The organism is Actinomyces sp. HMSC075B09, from assembly GCF_001812395.1.
Classification (GTDB): Bacteria; Actinomycetota; Actinomycetes; order Actinomycetales; family Actinomycetaceae; genus Gleimia; species Gleimia europaea.
Genome location: NZ_KV808731.1, coordinates 573,938 through 591,144 on the forward strand (window position 1 = coordinate 573,938; position 17,207 = coordinate 591,144).

The 17,207-nt window shown below is 53.9% G+C and carries 15 protein-coding genes; 11 read left to right on the plus strand and 4 right to left on the minus strand.

The window, feature by feature from the left end:
- Positions 1–136 precede the first annotated feature (136 nt).
- The 3 genes from nrdH to nrdE all read left to right on the plus strand — a co-directional run bounded on the left by nrdH (position 137) and on the right by nrdE (position 3,055).
- Positions 137–385 carry a glutaredoxin-like protein NrdH gene (gene nrdH / locus HMPREF2854_RS03450; RefSeq protein ID WP_034508458.1) on the plus strand — a complete coding sequence of 83 codons (249 nt, stop codon included), beginning with the start codon at positions 137–139 and terminating at the stop codon, positions 383–385.
- 100 nt (positions 386–485) lie between these two features.
- A complete protein-coding gene (nrdI, locus tag HMPREF2854_RS03455; protein WP_070618993.1) occupies positions 486–914 on the plus strand; it encodes a class Ib ribonucleoside-diphosphate reductase assembly flavoprotein NrdI in 429 nt (142 codons plus the stop codon).
- Entirely contained in the window at positions 899–3,055 is a 2,157-nt protein-coding gene (nrdE, locus tag HMPREF2854_RS03460; protein ID WP_070618996.1) for a class 1b ribonucleoside-diphosphate reductase subunit alpha, read from the plus strand. The genes nrdI and nrdE overlap by 16 nt, the downstream gene beginning before the upstream one ends.
- Before the next feature lie 150 nt (positions 3,056–3,205).
- Here the strand turns inward: nrdE and HMPREF2854_RS03465 are convergent, their stop codons facing one another.
- The 4 genes from HMPREF2854_RS03465 to HMPREF2854_RS03480 form a co-directional block, all read right to left on the minus strand.
- Entirely contained in the window at positions 3,206–4,141 is a 936-nt protein-coding gene (locus tag HMPREF2854_RS03465) for an acetamidase/formamidase family protein (protein ID WP_222563160.1), read from the minus strand.
- 216 nt (positions 4,142–4,357) lie between these two features.
- Entirely contained in the window at positions 4,358–6,169 is a 1,812-nt protein-coding gene (locus tag HMPREF2854_RS03470) for an ABC-ATPase domain-containing protein (RefSeq protein WP_083309356.1), read from the minus strand.
- A gap of 28 nt (positions 6,170–6,197) precedes the next feature.
- Positions 6,198–6,455, minus strand: a complete 258-nt coding sequence (locus HMPREF2854_RS03475) for a toxin (protein WP_148130883.1) — start codon at positions 6,453–6,455, stop codon at positions 6,198–6,200.
- Positions 6,452–6,694, minus strand: coding sequence for a ribbon-helix-helix domain-containing protein (locus HMPREF2854_RS03480; protein ID WP_186822478.1), 243 nt, complete (start codon positions 6,692–6,694; stop codon positions 6,452–6,454). Before HMPREF2854_RS03480 ends, HMPREF2854_RS03475 begins: the two co-directional genes overlap by 4 nt.
- Positions 6,695–6,792: 98 nt before the next feature.
- Between HMPREF2854_RS03480 and HMPREF2854_RS08630 the strand changes: the two genes are divergently transcribed.
- The 8 genes from HMPREF2854_RS08630 (at position 6,793) to HMPREF2854_RS03520 (ending at position 17,149) form a co-directional block, all read left to right on the plus strand.
- Complete coding sequence (locus tag HMPREF2854_RS08630; protein WP_083309357.1) at positions 6,793–8,892, plus strand: alpha/beta fold hydrolase; 2,100 nt, start codon at positions 6,793–6,795, stop codon at positions 8,890–8,892.
- Between the two features lie 162 nt (positions 8,893–9,054).
- A complete protein-coding gene (locus HMPREF2854_RS03490) occupies positions 9,055–10,125 on the plus strand; it encodes a hypothetical protein (RefSeq protein WP_148130884.1) in 1,071 nt (356 codons plus the stop codon).
- 78 nt (positions 10,126–10,203) lie between these two features.
- Entirely contained in the window at positions 10,204–10,704 is a 501-nt protein-coding gene (locus HMPREF2854_RS03495; protein ID WP_070619006.1) for a hypothetical protein, read from the plus strand.
- 61 nt (positions 10,705–10,765) lie between these two features.
- Complete coding sequence (gene nrdF / locus HMPREF2854_RS03500) at positions 10,766–11,728, plus strand: class 1b ribonucleoside-diphosphate reductase subunit beta (RefSeq protein ID WP_034508967.1); 963 nt, start codon at positions 10,766–10,768, stop codon at positions 11,726–11,728.
- Between the two features lie 186 nt (positions 11,729–11,914).
- Positions 11,915–13,780: a glycoside hydrolase family 2 protein gene (locus HMPREF2854_RS03505; protein ID WP_070619009.1), complete on the plus strand. Its 1,866-nt coding sequence runs from the start codon at positions 11,915–11,917 to the stop codon at positions 13,778–13,780.
- Positions 13,777–14,856, plus strand: a complete 1,080-nt coding sequence (locus tag HMPREF2854_RS03510) for a carbohydrate ABC transporter permease (protein ID WP_070619011.1) — start codon at positions 13,777–13,779, stop codon at positions 14,854–14,856. The genes HMPREF2854_RS03505 and HMPREF2854_RS03510 overlap by 4 nt, the downstream gene beginning before the upstream one ends.
- Before the next feature lies 1 nt (position 14,857).
- On the plus strand, positions 14,858–15,739 hold the full coding sequence (locus tag HMPREF2854_RS03515; RefSeq protein ID WP_083309358.1) for a carbohydrate ABC transporter permease: 882 nt from the start codon (positions 14,858–14,860) through the stop codon (positions 15,737–15,739).
- 27 nt (positions 15,740–15,766) lie between these two features.
- Positions 15,767–17,149, plus strand: coding sequence for an extracellular solute-binding protein (locus tag HMPREF2854_RS03520; RefSeq protein WP_070619014.1), 1,383 nt, complete (start codon positions 15,767–15,769; stop codon positions 17,147–17,149).
- Positions 17,150–17,207 lie beyond the last annotated feature (58 nt).

A 17,207-nucleotide genomic window follows, 5' to 3' on the forward strand; every position in this document is an offset into this window, starting at 1 on the left:
GTCGTGATGTAACTCAACCACTAGGTATAGTGTCTAGAAGTTACATACGGGCTAAACATCTAGTACAATCACATGAGTGTAGTTACAAGGCGCGGATTCGTCTGGGTCTTAGATAAGAATCGTTAAGGAGAATGCCATGAGCATCACCGTTTACAGCAAGCCGATGTGCGTCCAGTGTGACGCTACTAAGCGCGCGCTGAACAAGCAGGATTTGGTGTACGAAGAGGTCGATCTGACTGAGGATCCAAATGCGCTTGAGTTCGTGAAGTCGCTCGGCTACGTGCAGGCTCCTGTAGTTATGGCTGGCGACCAGCACTGGGCGGGCTACCGTCCCGATCTGATTAAGAAGATCGCTAAGGAAGCCGCCCTCGTAGTCAACGGCTAAAGCCAAACCCGGCCGTCACATTTGGTGGCTGGGTTAACTATGCGTGAAACCCTTTCGAATCAGAAGTATCCAAAAACAGCAGTTGAGCAGAAGGTAAGCCATGTCGGAAAAGAAGAGTGTGGACAAGGACATATTTCTTGTGTACTTTTCGTCAGCGACGGACAACACTAAGCGGTTTGTGGAAAAGTTGGGGTTTAGGAACTCGCGCATTCACCTGTTGCCGCGCGATGAGTTCTTGTATGTGCATGAACCGTACGTGCTGATTGTTCCCACCTATGGGGGTGGAAACTTGAAGGGCGCGGTTCCAAAACAGGTGATCAAGTTTTTGAACGTGAAAGAGAATCGAGATTTGTGCCGCGGAGTTATTTCGGGGGGCAACACGAATTTCGGTCAGGCTTACGGCCTTGCGGGCGATGTGATTGCTCGCAAGCTGGGTGTGCCACACATGTATCGGTTCGAACTTCTTGGCACCAGCCAGGATGTTTCTAAAGTGCAAGAAGGATTGAGAGAATTTTGGCAGAAAATCTGACTGACACGGGGTTGGAAAGCGCGCTTCCGCCCGAGCTGGATTACCATGCGCTGAATGCTCAGCTGAATCTGTATGACCGTGATGGCAAGATTCAGTTTGATGCGGATAAGAAGGCCGCAAGGCAGTACTTCTTGCAGCACGTCAACCAGAACACGGTGTTCTTCCACACGCTGAAGGAAAAGCTCGACTACCTGGTGGAAGAGGGCTACTACGAGAAGGACGTTCTGGATCAGTACAGCTTTGAGTTCATTAAGTCGCTGTATGACCACGCGTATGAAAAGAAGTTCCGTTTCGAAACGTTCCTTGGTGCGTACAAGTACTACACGTCTTACACGCTGAAGACGTTTGATGGTAAGCGTTACTTGGAGCGTTTTGAGGACCGTGTTGTCATGGTTGCCATGTACTTGGCGCAGGGCGATGAGGAACTTGCAGTCAAGATGGTGGATGAGATCCTTTCGGGTCGTTTCCAGCCGGCAACCCCCACGTTCTTGAACGCGGGTAAGCAGGCGCGCGGCGAGCTCGTTTCGTGTTTCTTGCTTCGCGTGGAAGACAACATGGAGTCGATTGCGCGCGGCATTAACTCGGCGTTGCAGCTTTCGAAGCGTGGTGGTGGCGTGGCACTGTCGCTGACGAACTTGCGCGAGGCGGGTGCGCCGATCAAGAAGATCGAGAACCAGTCTTCCGGCGTAGTTCCAGTAATGAAGTTGCTTGAGGATTCCTTCTCGTACGCGAACCAGCTTGGCGCCCGCCAGGGCGCTGGTGCCGTGTACCTGCATGCGCACCACCCCGACATCATGTCGTTCTTGGACACGAAGCGGGAGAACGCGGATGAGAAAATCCGCATTAAGTCGCTCTCCTTGGGTGTGGTGATCCCAGACATCACGTTCGAGCTGGCTAAGCGCAATCAGGACATGTACCTGTTCAGCCCGTACGACGTGGAGCGCGTGTACGGCGTTCCATTCACGGAGATTTCGGTTACTGAGAAGTACCACGAGATGGTGGAGAACCCGAAGATCCACAAGAAGAAGATCAACGCTCGTCGTTTCTTCCAAACGATCGCAGAGATCCAGTTTGAGTCGGGATACCCCTACATCGTGTTTGAAGACACGGTGAACCGTGCAAACCCGATTAAGGGCCGTATCTCTATGTCCAACCTGTGTTCGGAGATCCTCCAGGTGTCGGAGCCTTCGGAGTACAACGAGGATCTGACGTTCGCCAAGGTTGGTAAGGATATTGCTTGCAACCTCGGTTCGATGAACATTGCGAAGTCGATGGATTCACCCGACTTTGGGCTTACGGTTGAGACGGCTATCCGCGGCCTCACCGCAGTTTCAGGTCTTGCAAATATTGCGTCTGCCCCGTCTATTGAGCGCGGCAACCAGATGTCGCACGCCATTGGCCTTGGTCAAATGAACCTGCATGGATACCTGGCTCGTGAAGAAATCTTCTACGGTTCTGAAGAGGCGTTGGACTTCACGAACATGTATTTCTACGCCGTGGTTTACCAGGCGATTAAGGCGTCCAACAAGATTGCGCGTGAGCGCGGGGAAACGTTTGTTGGGTTTGAGGATTCGAAGTACTACTCGGGTGAGTACTTCAAGAAGTACATTGAGGGCGAGTGGGTGCCGAAGACCGATAAGGTGAAGGGCCTGTTTGAGAAGTCCAACGTGTACTTGCCAACTCCTGATGATTGGCGTGAGCTGGCAGCGAATGTGCGCGAGTACGGCATGTTCCATCAGAACTTGCAGGCGGTTCCGCCTACGGGTTCGATCAGCTATATCAATAACTCGACGTCGTCGATCCACCCGATTGCCTCGAAGATTGAGATTCGTAAGGAAGGCAAGATTGGGCGCGTGTACTACCCGGCTCCGTACATGACGAACGAGAACTTGGAGTACTACCAGGACGCTTACGAGATTGGTCCGGAGAAGATTATCGACACGTATGCTGCGGCAACTCAGCACGTGGATCAGGGATTGTCGCTCACGCTGTTCTACCCGGACACGGTTTCAACGCGCGACTTGAACAAGTCTTACATTTACGCGTGGCGTAAGGGCATCAAGACGATGTACTACATGCGTATTCGCCAGATGGCGCTTCAGGGAACAGAAGTTGAAGGCTGTGTTTCCTGCATGCTGTAAAGGCTGACTTCAAAGGCGCGGAGCGTCTGGATGATTCCAGAAGCTCCGCGCCTTTTGCTTGCGAAGGGGTGCGGAAGAAGATCCGGTCCTCAGACCGATCTGCCAGAGAGCCCCAACCTGTTGGTCGAGGCCCCATGACAGCAACTAGGTTTACGCCTCTAATACTGATTTTGGTAGGCGATGCACCGTCACCGCACCAACTGCGTTGAAGGGGTGTAGCGGGTCAGGGTTTTCAGAGCCGGTGGGCCCACCTAGCTCCGAGTGTGCTAGGGCGCTCATCACCACGTAAGCATCCCCCTCATCCCAACCGTTATTGACGGTGAGGAAGTCGAACATATCCTCATAACCATTAGTGATCGACTGTTGCACTGGGTGGCCAATACCGATGAAGCACCACTCATCAGCTGTCTCAATGCGGGGTGCGCGAATCTTCTTCCCCTTAACCAAGTCAACCTCAACCACAGCTACACCCTCTGCCTCAATAGCGACAAACGAGGATTCGCCGCGCGCCATAATCGCGTGAATATCACCGATGGAAAGATAAGCGCCCTCCACCTCAACAGGCAGATACACGATAGAGCCCGGCTTCGCGTCGGTCAGATCCATGTTGCCGCCGGAAGGGAAGCTCGGCATGATCGTCGAACCCGGCTGCCCCGCAGGAGCCGTACCAATACAACCAATCATCGGGCGAACCCCAGCTGAAAGGTTTTCCGTCAGCTTAACCACGCCATCCTCGATTGGAATCTGACGCGAAAACACATCCTCACCCATACGGCTCGCAAGAGCGCCTGAGCCGGGAAGCGACACGGACCAGCCGTACTCCTTCAACTGAATGTCACGAATCGTCACCTTCAACGTGTCACCAGGCTGCGCACCCTCAACATACACCGGGCCCGTAACCGGGTTAATCGTGGATTCACACTGGCTTAAATCCTTCTTGTCGTGCAGCTCCGCGTAAAGAGCGTCATCAGTTTCAAAACCAATCGTCTGGCCCGTTCCCGGCTGGATGCGCAGAGCCGGAGCAATACTGGCATCAAAACTAGTGCGGCCATACTCTTTGCCAAGAAAATGATCAATATGCGTCACTTGGACTCCTACCATTCAGGTGGCGTTCACGGTTTCCCGCCACGGGTTTTGGCCATGCTATCCAAATGCCATGCGAGGGGGGCGAAGCCAGCTCTAAACGATCCACAAGGTGGACAGCGTGCTCATCAAAAGCCTTGCTCACTTACGCGCCGCCGAGCCCTCTATCGCTAAACTACTCAGCGCAACGCGGCTCCTCTGAAATCGAACAAAGACGTATCAAGCGATTCGGATTGAACGGTAACGGTTAAGCGCCGCTGCTAAATCAACCATGCGGGGCCGCACCATGAACGCCGACTTCTCTGGACCGCCAAGACCATCCAGGCCGTGCTGCTCGATAATCTCATCCAACGCCCTCAAAGCATCGGCCAAAGTGGTTTCGCCGTCAAACGCGGTTGCACGCTCCCCATCGGTAAGCGCCCGAATCGCCCACGCGATTGCCTCCGTTTGGCCTCCGTCCACAATCTGCTCCACGTTAGACACGTCAATATCTTGACGATCCAGCGAAATGCTGTCCAGCCCCTTAGCCTTCGTTTTCGCCTTACCGCCATGCGCCTTAAGCGGGAGCATCACGCGTTGCTTCACAGCCGGGAAATCCTCCACGTCCATACGCTCACGCGGCTGAGCAGCCACAATCTCGCGCGCCTTCTGCGTCACATCATGCGCCACATAACTATCCATCATGAGCACCAAGTCCACCACATCCAGATAGTCTCCAGAGCCGCCCATAACCAGAATGGTTGAAACGCCAGCCCTCGCCAGGCCCCCAATGCGATCCACAAACGGGGTGATCGGCTCCTTCTCATCCGCCACCAAAGCGCGCATACGCTCATCACGAATCATGAGGTTAGTAGCCGAGGTGTCCTCATCCACTAACAGCACGGGGCAGCCCACCTCCACGGCCTCCACAATCGAGGCCGCCTGCGAAGTTGAACCCGACGCGTTCTCCGTAGAAAAAGCCGCGGTATACGCCCCGCCTGGCAGGTCATTAATAAACGCGGACACGTCAACCGAAGTGACCGCCCGGCCGTCCTCAGCGCGCACTTTCACAGCACTGGGCACAACCGCAACAAGTTCGCGGCCATCGCCCGGCACGTGAGCGTAAACGCCGCGCTGCAAAGCATTCAGCAACGTGGACTTACCGTGATAACCACCGCCCACAATCACCGTGATTCCCGGCTTCAAAGCCATGCCCTTAACCTCTCCCGCGTGGGGCAAGGTCACGGTTTGCTCCAGTGAATGTGGCGAAGTGAAACGCACGGCCTCATCCATTGGATAATCCGAAATGCCGGAGCGGCGAGCCAGCACCGACTCATTCGCCACAAAACCAATCCAACCATTATCAGCCAGTGCGGCCTGCAACGCCTGGTAATCCACGTACGTCTCCACGTGGCGACGCAGGTTAGCTAGGTGTTGCGCGGCGTCCTCGGAAACAAAATCAAACGTGTCCATCACCGTGTACGGAATATCAACGTCTGCAAGACGCGCCATGGAACGCCCCATGATTGTGCGTCCGCGAGCGGGGAACTGGCACTGGAATCGCACCTCAACCGCGGTTTTGTCAACGGATGCGTAAGAGCGCTCCAAAATCTCTTGGCCGCAACGCGCAATGCGGATCTCTGGGGTCTTTGCACTGTTCTTCGCAAACTCGCGCGCCAAGAAATCAGCCACAGCCACGCGCTTTTCACGAGTATCAAGCAGATCTTCAGGGATGCCCATCTTCACCGGCGATGCGGTAGCACGCAACTGCGATGGTGGCGCGTACGGATCGGACTGCACGCGGTCGATATGCAAAGTGAAATCGCCATAATCGTAATCGCCAACCACGGACTTGTACTGCCCATAGTTGCGGCCATCAATTTCGTGGAACCGATCAATCAGATCCTGATCCGAACCCGACTTGCGTTCAAACTCGCGCTTACCGCGGTATCCGCCCCTGTCGCCGCGGAACCCGCCGCGGCCTCGATTGTCACGAAAACCGCCGTCACGCCCGCCCCGATACTGATTGCCGCGATCATAAAAGTCTGCCATGTTACTTCCTAAAACCTGTAAACCCGCTCTAATTTAACAAATCAAGATATTGTGTCCGAGCCTTCATTGCATGAATAACGAGTTCATTTCCGCTGTCAAAGATCAGCACGACGAGCTCTAATAGTCTTCCTGCGTTGTCGAAACCGAGCCTGAGTTCTCGTTGGGGATTTTCATCATCTAAAGCAGCGACCCACAGAGGGAATGTTGCTGCCTTGAGAATGTCGTCATCGTTAATATGGTCGCGTTCTTGGTGTTTTCGTGCCGAGTTGTGCAGTGAAATCTTCACGCCAGAACTGCTTCGCGGATCAGTGCGGATCGGGTGATGTTTTCTTGGGCCGCGCGTTGGTCGATGCGTTTCAATTCGTCGGCAGTGAAACGGATGGCAACAACCTGACTTGGTTCGGCTCCGCGGCCTGGCCGACCGCGTTTCTTCAGCTGTGTAGCGTTGTATCCCGCTTCAGCTTCTTGAACCCACTTCTCAATCTGTTCTTCGGTGACTTCTTTCCCTGCAATAGTTTCACGCATATGAATATCGTAATACGAAATAGGTAAGGAAGGAAAGAGCGATTGCCTGGTAATCATCGCTTGACGAGGATGTCTGGCTTCATCGTTAGAATGAGCGTATGACTTTGATTGCTGCCACCGACGGATCCTCCTTGGGAAATCCTGGCCCCGCCGGCTGGGCCTGGTACATGGACGAGCGAAACTGGAGTGCCGGAGCGCTAGAAGAGAGCACGAATAATGTGGGCGAGCTACTTGCCGTACTTGACCTCCTGCGCCAAACCAGGGGCGCGTCAGAAGACCTGCATATTTTTGCCGATTCGCAGTACGTCATTAACGCCCTCACTAAATGGCGTTTCGCTTGGAAACGTAAGGGTTGGAAGAAGGGCGATGGCAAACCGGTAGCTAATCGGGAAATCATGGAAGCTTTGGACGAAGAACTTGAATACGCTCGCAAGAAGGGCCGCAAAGTCGAGTTCGAGTGGGTGCGCGGACACAACGATCACAACATGAACGAGCGCGCCGATGACCTTGCCCGCGGCGCTGCAACCGCAATCCAAAGCGGGAAAACGGTTAAAGAGGGGCCGGGGTTTTCTCGCATCGGCCAGGGTGAAGTTGACGCGGGTCCGTCCGAAGAGGTGGGTCCGTCCGGTGAAGAATCCGACTCGTCCTCGAAAAGTGGCAACGTAGCGCACGCAACCGGCGGCCAGGAAAGAAAACTAGAAGAGCCTGTGAACGAGATGAACATGCTGTTCTCATTCGATGAGCCCGTTAAAGGAACCACGGTGAAAGAAACCAGTAACTCAGACGATAAGCATGTAGAAAGCAGGCAGCAGAAAGAAAAGAAGGTAGCTTCGGTGAACAGTGCGGTTTCAAAGTCGGCTAGCGAGGGCGCGAGCCGCCACACTTACATTCAGCACGGTGCACACGTAACTGAACACCGCCTGCAGGTGCCACTGGATTACTCCGACCTGAATGGACGTCAGATCGAACTGTTTGCCCGCGAAGTGACGCTGGATAAGAACGGTCCAAACACTGACCAGCCCGCAATCATTTTCATGCAGGGAGGCCCGGGCGGACGTGCGCCGCGCCCCGGCGACTTCAACAGTGGCTGGATCGGTGAGGCGCTGAAAACCCACCGGGTGATCCTAATGGACGAGCGTGGCACCGGCCTTTCAACCCGCCTGGACGCCCTGACGCTTTCCGAGTTCGCTACGGTTAAAGACCAGGTCAACTACGTTAAGCACTTCCGCGCAGACAACATGGTGCGCGACGCGGAGCTGCTGCGCGGTGAAATCAACGCCGGCAAGAAGTGGGCCAGCCTGGGCCAATCCTACGGTGGCTTCATCAACACGTCGTACCTTTCCCATGCCCCCGAGGGCCTCTCGGCGGTCTACTACACGGGCGGCCTGCCTGGCCTGGTAAGCATTGACGAAATATACCGTCGCACCTACCGCGCAACAGCGGCTCGCAACGAGGTTTACTTCAAGCGATACGAGGCGGACCAGCAAACGCTGAAAGACGTGCTCACCCACCTCGACACACATGAAGAGATTTTGCCAACGGGGGAGCGCCTGACTTCCCGCCGTCTGCGCATGCTTGGCCTCATGCTCGGAACCACCACCGGATTCGACCAGTTGCACTACTTCTTTGAGGGTCCGTTTGTGAGCGTGCGCGGGCAGAAGCGTCTGAACACGCAGTTCCTCGACATGGTGGGGCGCCAGCTCTCGCAGGGCGATTCGCCAATGTACGGGGTATTGCACGAGACGATTTACGCCGGCGCTACGCCAGACCTTCGCGGTGAGGCCACAAATTGGGCGGCTGAGCGCTTGCTAGCCGAGGTGGGATCAGGGATCCCTGAAGGGTTCGCGCCCGCGCCGGACTACCGGGCTGAAAGTCCGGTTTATCTGACCGGTGAGCACATGTACCCCCTCATCTATGATGAGGATCCAGCGCTTGCTCCCATGCGCGAATTGGCGCACGAACTCGCGGCTTTCACGGACTGGGAGCCGGTTTACAACCCCGAGCAGCTGGCAAACAACGAGGTACCCGGAGCCGCAGCCGTCTACTTCGAAGACATGTTTGTGCCCACCGACCTGTCTCTTCAAACCGCGGAGCTCGCCGGCATTCGCACCTGGGTGACCAACGAATACCAGCACGACGGACTCCGAGCTAACGGAGCTGCGGTGTTCCAACACCTGCAAAACCTGCTTGAAGATTAACTGCCTAGACGTCTCGCCGAAGTCTGTCGCAAACTGTGATGGTTCCAGCCGCGTAAGCCGCATCATTTCGTAGGAAAATGAATAGTTACGATTTGATCACCTATTGGCGTGTCCAGTTGAAACCGCTACAATTGGAACGTTCGAGTGCGAATGTGGGGTTTTATGAGGCAAAAGAGGCTTTTTAACAGCCGCCTCCTAGCGATGGGGGCGGCAATTGTTCTGCCACTCTCCCTTGCTACACCAGCCCTTGCCGCGCCTGATCTCTCGGTGGACGCGCGCACAACCCTCATCTCCACCACTTTTGCCGGCGACATTCAGATGGTGCGTTACGAAGAAGCCCCTAGCGAAGCCGCTATTGCAACTTCTATTCGCCAATTCAATCAGTCCGCAAAAACCGTTTACCTTATCAACCCGTTTGTTGATGGCGGCACCGCAACCATCGCGGGAGCTCCCAAATCGCAGCGTCCCGGCCCCGTCCTCTTCACTGAAAAGAATGGGGAACTTAGCGAGCGCACACTACTTGAAATCGCGCGACTTTGCCCCGAAACCGTAGTTGTTGTTGGTGAGGGAGTGGCTGAACAAGCCGGCGCGTCCGCACGCGAATTCGCGCAAACCGCTCGTGACAACAACGGTGCCCTTACCGGACAGGTTGAACTATTGACCTGGCAGGGTGAATCCGCCGAGGCTACTTCAAACCTGATTGCGGAGGCCATTTACTCAAAGGGCGCCAAACGCGTTTACCTGGTGGGGGCTGACGACGAGAACAAGGATGCGCTCGCGGCGATTGCTGGCACCATGGGTGATGGCCCCGTGCTCCTGGTCAGCAAAGAGCACGTACAGCAGGCCAAGCAAATCGCTGCAAGCCTAGAACCGGATTATGTTGTAGGAATCGGTGCGCTAGACCCGAAGCTGGTGGACGAAGTAGCAGGATCGTTCCGCAAGAGCTCCATCAGCGGGTCCGTTAAGTCAGTTGCCCTAAACGCTGCAACCGCGCGGAAAGTTGAAAAGAACTCCGTGACAGCGGTTGCCGCGCAAGACGACCCAGCCAGCCTCATTTTGGCGGCTGAGTCCGCAAGCGGTCCCCTTATTCCACTACCTGCCGATACAAGCGAAACCGAAGCGGTAGCTACTGTGCTGCTGACAAATAAGCTGACTGAGGCCTCGTCAAAACGATTTGTAGTCTTTGGCGCAAAGGATCCTGACGGCAAGCTTTTCAAAGCGGCGCAGAAGTAGCCTGTTGCTTGTCTCGCCCTAGTCTGCCAGCCGAACTACACTAGAGCGTAACCGTTGTTAAGAATGCTAGGAGCAGCCATGAGCACGCAAGCCGCACTCGAACAAGACTTTAAAAGCGAGGTTGTGAAGACTTTGACCGAGCTGCACGACTGGAGCGTTGACAACCCCGTTGAGACCGAATCTATCGTGCTTGGGCTAACCATATTCGCATGGTATGCAATGCCTGACATTCTGCGCGGATCCGGCACTCGCTTTGTGGCAAAGAGCGCTCTGCTTGGTGGGATTGGCGCCTACTACAAGCACGTGGGTTATACCGCTGAGGACGTGAAAGAGGCGGGAGCGCAACTGCAGTACTCCTGGAAGAAGAACTTCGGTGATCTGCCCGTGGCTGCGCAGGTGGGTATTGGCGTTGGGGCGGTAGCGGCCGCACTTAAAGTGAACTCGCTTGTGGAACGCTACATCCTCCATCGCGGCGAGCGTCGCAAGCGTGCGGGCAAGAAGATGCCACACATCCGTCAGGGGCTAGCTCTTGGCGCAGTGGCCGGCGGGGTAACCTACTTCGCCCTCAAAAATCAGTAATAGTAAGGAAGTCACGCGGCACGCGTGCATGATCGGTTGCAAGTGAAAGGAGCAGTTGAAGTTGGCTGAAGGAAACGTTTTCGAAGCGATTAACTGGAACAAGCTTGAGGACGAAAAAGACCTGGAGGTTTGGGACAGGCTTACGGGTAACTTCTGGTTGCCAGAAAAGATTCCGTTGTCGAATGACATCCCGTCTTGGCGTACGCTAAACGACGCTGAGAAGGATATGACCAATAAGGTTTTCACAAACCTCACGCTTCTTGACACCCTGCAGGGAACGGTCGGCGCGATTTCGCTGATTCCCGACGCGCGCACGCAGCACGAAGAGGCCGTGCTCACGAACATTGCGTTCATGGAGTCCGTGCACGCCAGGTCTTATTCCTCGATCTTCTCCACGCTGCTTTCCACCAGCGAGATTAACGAGGTGTTTCGCTGGTCTGAAGAGAACGCGGAGCTGCAGAACAAGGCGCGGATCATTAACAGCTTCTACGTGGGTGATGACCCAGAGAAGAAGAAGGTTGCCTCAACGATGCTTGAGTCGTTCCTCTTCTACTCTGGCTTCTACGCGCCCATGTACTGGTCTGCGCACGCCAAGCTTACGAACACGGCGGATCTGATCCGTCTGATCATTCGTGACGAGGCCGTGCACGGTTACTACATTGGTTACAAGTACCAGCTGGCGGTTGCAGAGGCGTCGCCGCAGCGCCAGGCCGAGCTGAAGGATTACACGTTCGAGCTTTTGGACGAACTGTACGAGAACGAAGAAAAGTTCACGGAAGACCTGTACGATCCGCTAGGTCTAACGGAAGACGTGAAGAAGTTCCTGCGCTACAACGCGAACAAGGCCCTCATGAACCTGGGATACGAGTCGCTATTCCCGCCGGAGAGCACGGACGTCAACCCCGCAATCCTCGCTGCGCTTTCGCCAAACGCGGACGAGAACCATGACTTCTTCTCCGGTTCAGGTTCCTCTTACGTTATCGGCGACATCGAAGACACTGAGGACGACGACTGGGATTTCTAGTTTGAAAACTGAGGTTTACCACCGATTTTGAGGTGGTTTGCCAAGGTAAAGCAGAAGAGCCTGGACTTGCACATACGAGTCCGGGCTCTTTCATAAACATGGCGCGCGTCACAAAAGTAATCAGATTGTTACAAAATTTGTTTGCTACGTGGCAAATGTCTTTGCTACGTAGCATATAGTCGGTATATGAGAGTCAACGATGACAATTTCTTCAAATGGTTAGAAGCCGGCTATCCACGGCCGCAGCTGTGCAGAGAAGAATGGCACAGTCTTAATGGCGAATGGGGATTTCAAGAAGATCCCGATGATGTTGGGCTAGATCAGAAGTGGTATAAAACCGATAGGTCGGATGCCTTTGGTCATGCCATTATCGTGCCGTTCCCACCGGGGTCAAAGAAGTCTGGCTATACGTGGCAAGACGCTCAAAATGACTCGGAAGTTGTTTGGTACAAACGAACGATTACAGCTGAGAATCTGACAAGCTCATTGAAACGTCCGGAGTGGTTCATAAACTTCGAAGCGGTGGATTATGAGTGCGATGTTTGGGTTAATGGTCAACATGCCGCTCGTCATCGCGGAGGTTATACGCCGTTCTCGGTGCAACTTGAGGGCGATGCTCCTTTCGAAGTGGTGGTTCGGGCGAAGGATTGCCCTATTGCTAGCCAACCGAGGGGTAAGCAGTCTTGGCGTAAAGAAATTAATGGAATTTGGTACGAACGCAGTACAGGAATTTGGCGCGATGTTTGGCTAGAAGCTCGCCCGGGGCTGGCTATCGAAGATCTGTATTGGCGCTCTGATGTTGAAGGTGCGCAGCTGATCGGCCAGATCACTTTGTCGAAGGAGCCTGAAGCGAACACCAAGTTCACGGTTCGGGCCAGGAGCAAGAACAACGATATTGCCGACATTTTGGTTTGCCCTAACACGCGAGTTTTTGATGTGGTGATTCCTCTTCCGCAAATCAAGAACAACATGGATTCACAAGAATGGTTGTGGGCGCCAGCGCATCCGAACTTGATTGACCTCTTCCTAACCTTGGAATCTGGCCGCGGTGTGGATCGCGTAGTGTCTTATGCGGGTATCCGAAGCGTTAGTGTGTCAGAGGACTACCTGCACATCAATGGCCAGCCTGTATACATCAGGGGAATTCTGGACCAGGGATACTGGCCAGAAAGTTACTTTACAGCCCCCTCCCCTGAAGCCATTCGAGATGAGATTCGACTTATCTTGGACCTTGGGTTCAACCTTTCAAGAATTCATGAGAGAACCCCGGATCGCCGCTACCTGGCGTGGGCCGATTCGCTTGGGCTCTTGCTTTGGGCAGAGTTCCCCTCCTCGTATGTTTTTGACGACAGTGCTTTGACTGATCTTTCTACAGAATGGCTCAGTGCAGTTCGTAGAGACAGGTCGTCTCCGTCAATCATCACCTGGGTTCCAATAAACGAATCCTGGGGGGTTCCGCAGATAGCCGCCGATGTAAGGCAGCGAGCCTTTGTGGAGGGGCTGGCGAATCTAACCCGCGCGGTAGATGACACGCGCCCAATAAGTTCAAACGACGGTTGGGAACAGCCCGCTACGGACATAGTTACCACCCACGATTACGCGGATAAGCCGGAGCAGCTCCAGTGCGCGTACGCGAGTGAAAGCGCCATGAGGCAATCCGTAAACGGCATCGGTCCCCAAGGGCGTCGGACCCTCCTCGATTCGGATTGGGATTTCGATAAACCCGTCATTGTCTCCGAATTCGGAGGAATCGCCTTGGCTGAGGGGAATTCGAAGCACTGGGGTTACAGGACGGTTGGTTCTAAGGAAGAGTACGAGAAGGTCTTTAGAGGACTTGTCTTTGCTCTACTTGAATCACCTTTCTTGGCCGGTTTCTGCTACACGCAGCTAACGGATACCGCGCAGGAGGTAAACGGGATTTGCACTCCTGATAGGAAACCGAAACTGCCTAAGGAAACCGTTCGAGAGATTATTACCGGCTCAAAGCCGCACGATTCTCAAGTGCGTCCCCGAGTGGTAACCGAACACGCAGTGGGGGTAGCTGAAAAATGACCTCAACACGTAGTGCTCGCGACATTAGACGATGGTTCACCAACTTTGGTTTCACAGTTCCATTTCTGCTCTTCTACATAGCGTTCATCCTTTACCCCGTTATCCAGGCGGTACTGATGAGCTTCTTCGACTGGGATCTACTTGGTAGAACACCGCAGTGGGTGGGATTCGATAACTACAAGCAGATGCTTGGCGGCGCCGGAATTGAGTGGAGCATTGGATCTTCTTGGTGGGTGCAACTAACACTTCTAGTTCTTGCCGCAGTAGCTGCAGTTTGGGCAGTACGCAATAATCGCCTTCGTTCAGGTGAAATCTTGCTAGTTGCTTCCCTGATAGTAGCTGCCTTTCTGCTCGGCTTTAACGCGGGAGACACCGGGGCTTGGAACGACCCGCGCTTTTGGAACGCCTTCAAGAACACGGTGGTTTTCACAATCGTGTCAACACCCATCATTGCTGGGTTGGGCCTAGCTTTTGCACTATTGCTTGATCTGGGCAAAAAAGGAAATGGATTTTACCGAGCAGCCCTTTTTGTCCCGTACATCCTTCCAGTATCGGTAGCCACCCTTATTTGGGGATACATGCTCAACCCCTCGCGAGGAATAGTTGCCAAACTGACCGACACATTAGGTGTTGGCGTAGTGGCTTGGCTGTCGGATCCACGCACTGCAATGGCCGCAATCGTTGTGACTACCGTGTGGTGGACGGTGGGCTTCAACATGATCCTGTTCGGAGCCGGCCTGCAAGATATTGATCCCACTCTGTATGAAGCTGCAGCAATTGATGGTGCGGGGCCATGGCGAAAGTTTGTATCGATCACCTTGCCTGGACTGAAGCACGCGACGCTACTGGTTGTAGTTACCCAGGTGATCGCCTCATTCCAGATTTTTGGTCAGGTGAACATCATGACAAATGGTGGGCCTGGAGGCGTCACAGATGTTTTGGTTCGATACATCTACCAAACCGGTTTCAGGGATTCGAACCTGGGGTATGCCTCCGCGATGTCACTTTTCCTATTCGTAGTCATGGTCTTTGTTTCACTTATCCAGTTCCTCATGTCGCGCGAAAGGAGCAACTGAAATGACTGCTCAGACACTCTCTCTCGCTCCGGAGGTAACCGAGCCGAAGCCAAACCCTAAGCGAAACACAGCTAATGTGCTGTACCACGCTTTGATGATCCTAATCGTTCTGATTTGGCTCATCCCTCTAATCTGGATGTTGTCTTTGGCGCTGACGCCAAATGACGTTCTAAAAACCAATTCGCAAAGCTTGCTTCCGCAGGGATTCACGCTCTCAAACTTTGCTGATGCGTTCCTTACAGGGGCAACTCTGCGGTGGTTCCTAAACTCCACGATTGTCACGGTCATAACCACTATCGTCACGGTAGTTGTATGCGCGATGGCCGGGTACGCCTTTGCGAAGTTGCCGTTTGCGGGCAGATTAGCGGTTTACTCGCTCACTCTGGCCGGAATGATGGTTCCTAAAGAGGCAATGTTCATTCCTCTGTTCATGATGTTTAGCGACATTAACCTGCATAACACCTACTTGGCGCTGATTCTGCCACGAATTGCCTTTCCTTTAGGTGTTTTCATAATGACGCAATTCTTCGCGCAAGTTCCGGATGAGATTCAAGAGGCAGCCAGCATTGACGGGGCTTCTTCCTGGAGAATTTTCTACTCGGTAATGCTGCCCCTTGCCCGCCCATCACTGATCGCTCTAGCAACATTCACATTTGTGCAGACGTGGAATGACTATCTGTGGCCACTCGTATCTGCCACGAAACCAGCGATGTTTACGATCACGACAGGTCTTGCATCGTTGCAGGGGACCTTCTCACAATCAACGGAACTAGGTTCATTGATGGCTCGAGGAATCGTGGGCACGTTGCCTTTGCTACTTGTATTCGTTTTCTTCCAGAAGTACCTCATTCGAGGAGTGTCCATGTCTTCTGGAGAAAAGTAACAAACCCAAGAAAGATTGGAGAGGAAAATGAGGTTAAGGAAATTAGGTGTTCCAGCAATGGTGCTGGGCGCTGTTTCACTAGCTCTTACGGGTTGCGGTGTGAGTGGTTCGGGAGGATCCGGAGGCGAATCTGGATCTAGCGAGGACATGCTCCAGAAAATCGCAGAGGTTTCAGATGATGACCTTCAGGGCGCCACGATAACCTTGGCACGGTTTTTTGGCGATTGTAACGAAACCACCAATGGCGTTACCGACATGGATAAGGCGACCACAGAATGTGAAGCTATCCAGATCCTGACAAACAAGTTCGAAGCTGAAAATCCTTGGGGGATCAAGGTTGAGCGGCTGGGTGGATCCGCCTGGCACTCGTACTACGACGGGTTGAATACAGCTCTGGCTAGTTCGGAAAAGCCTGATATCGCCGTAATGCACGGATCGAACCTGCCGGAATACGCGGATAGGGGCCTACTCATGGAGGTTCCTGAATCTATTGGTGTTGACACTTCTGATTACACTGACCCGGCATCTGCAGCGGTTGAGTATGACGGTAAGCAATACGCGCTTCCCTTCGATTCGCACGCAACGGTTTCCCACCTGAACATGGATATTCTTCGCGAGGCAGGCTTGGCCGCAGAGGGCGAAGTTTACAAAGTTCCAACAGACCCGAAGGTATTCCTCGAGCATGCTCAGATTGTGAAAGACAAGACCGGGAAGAACTTCCTGGATGTCGCGATGACTGCTGACCCGATGGCTTCGCGCCTGTGGGAGACTTTCATCTATCAGCAGGGTGGAACGCTTTTGGATCCGCAGAGCGGTGCAGTAAACATGAACAGTGAGGAAGCTGTAACCTCTCTCGAGCTCGTCAACAAGCTAGTTGAAGGAGGATTTACCGCGAAGACTCACGACTATGATGCTTCCATGCAGGCCTTCCTGCGCGGGGAGTCGGCCATCATGTACAACGGCTCATGGGCAGTCAATCAGTTTGAAGCTGAGACGCCTTTTGATTACGAGGTCGCTGACGCACCGATGCTATTTGACAAGCCTGCAACTTGGGCGAACTCGCACGTCTGGACCGTTCCCGTTCAGGAACAAGGTGATCCTGTACAGTACCGGGCCGCATTTGAGCTTGCTAAGTTCTACTACGAAAACACTGGAGTCTGGGGCGTTAAGACGGGACACATGCCGGCAAGTAATACGGCTTTGAACTCCGAAGATTACCTCGCAGCTCCGCATCGCGAACAGTATCTAGAAACTGCAAAGGCATACGGTACGTTGCCTCCACGTGTTGTTGAGTGGTCTGCTATCGATTCATCTAGCCAAGAGACCATCGAAGCTACCTGGTTGAACGACGCTGACATTAAAACGACGCTAGATAAGCTTCAGACAACTATTGAGGGAATCCTCAAGTAGATCGAAAGCTATCTGTCCACCAACGTAGGGTGCCCACCGGTTTAAACCGGTGGGCACC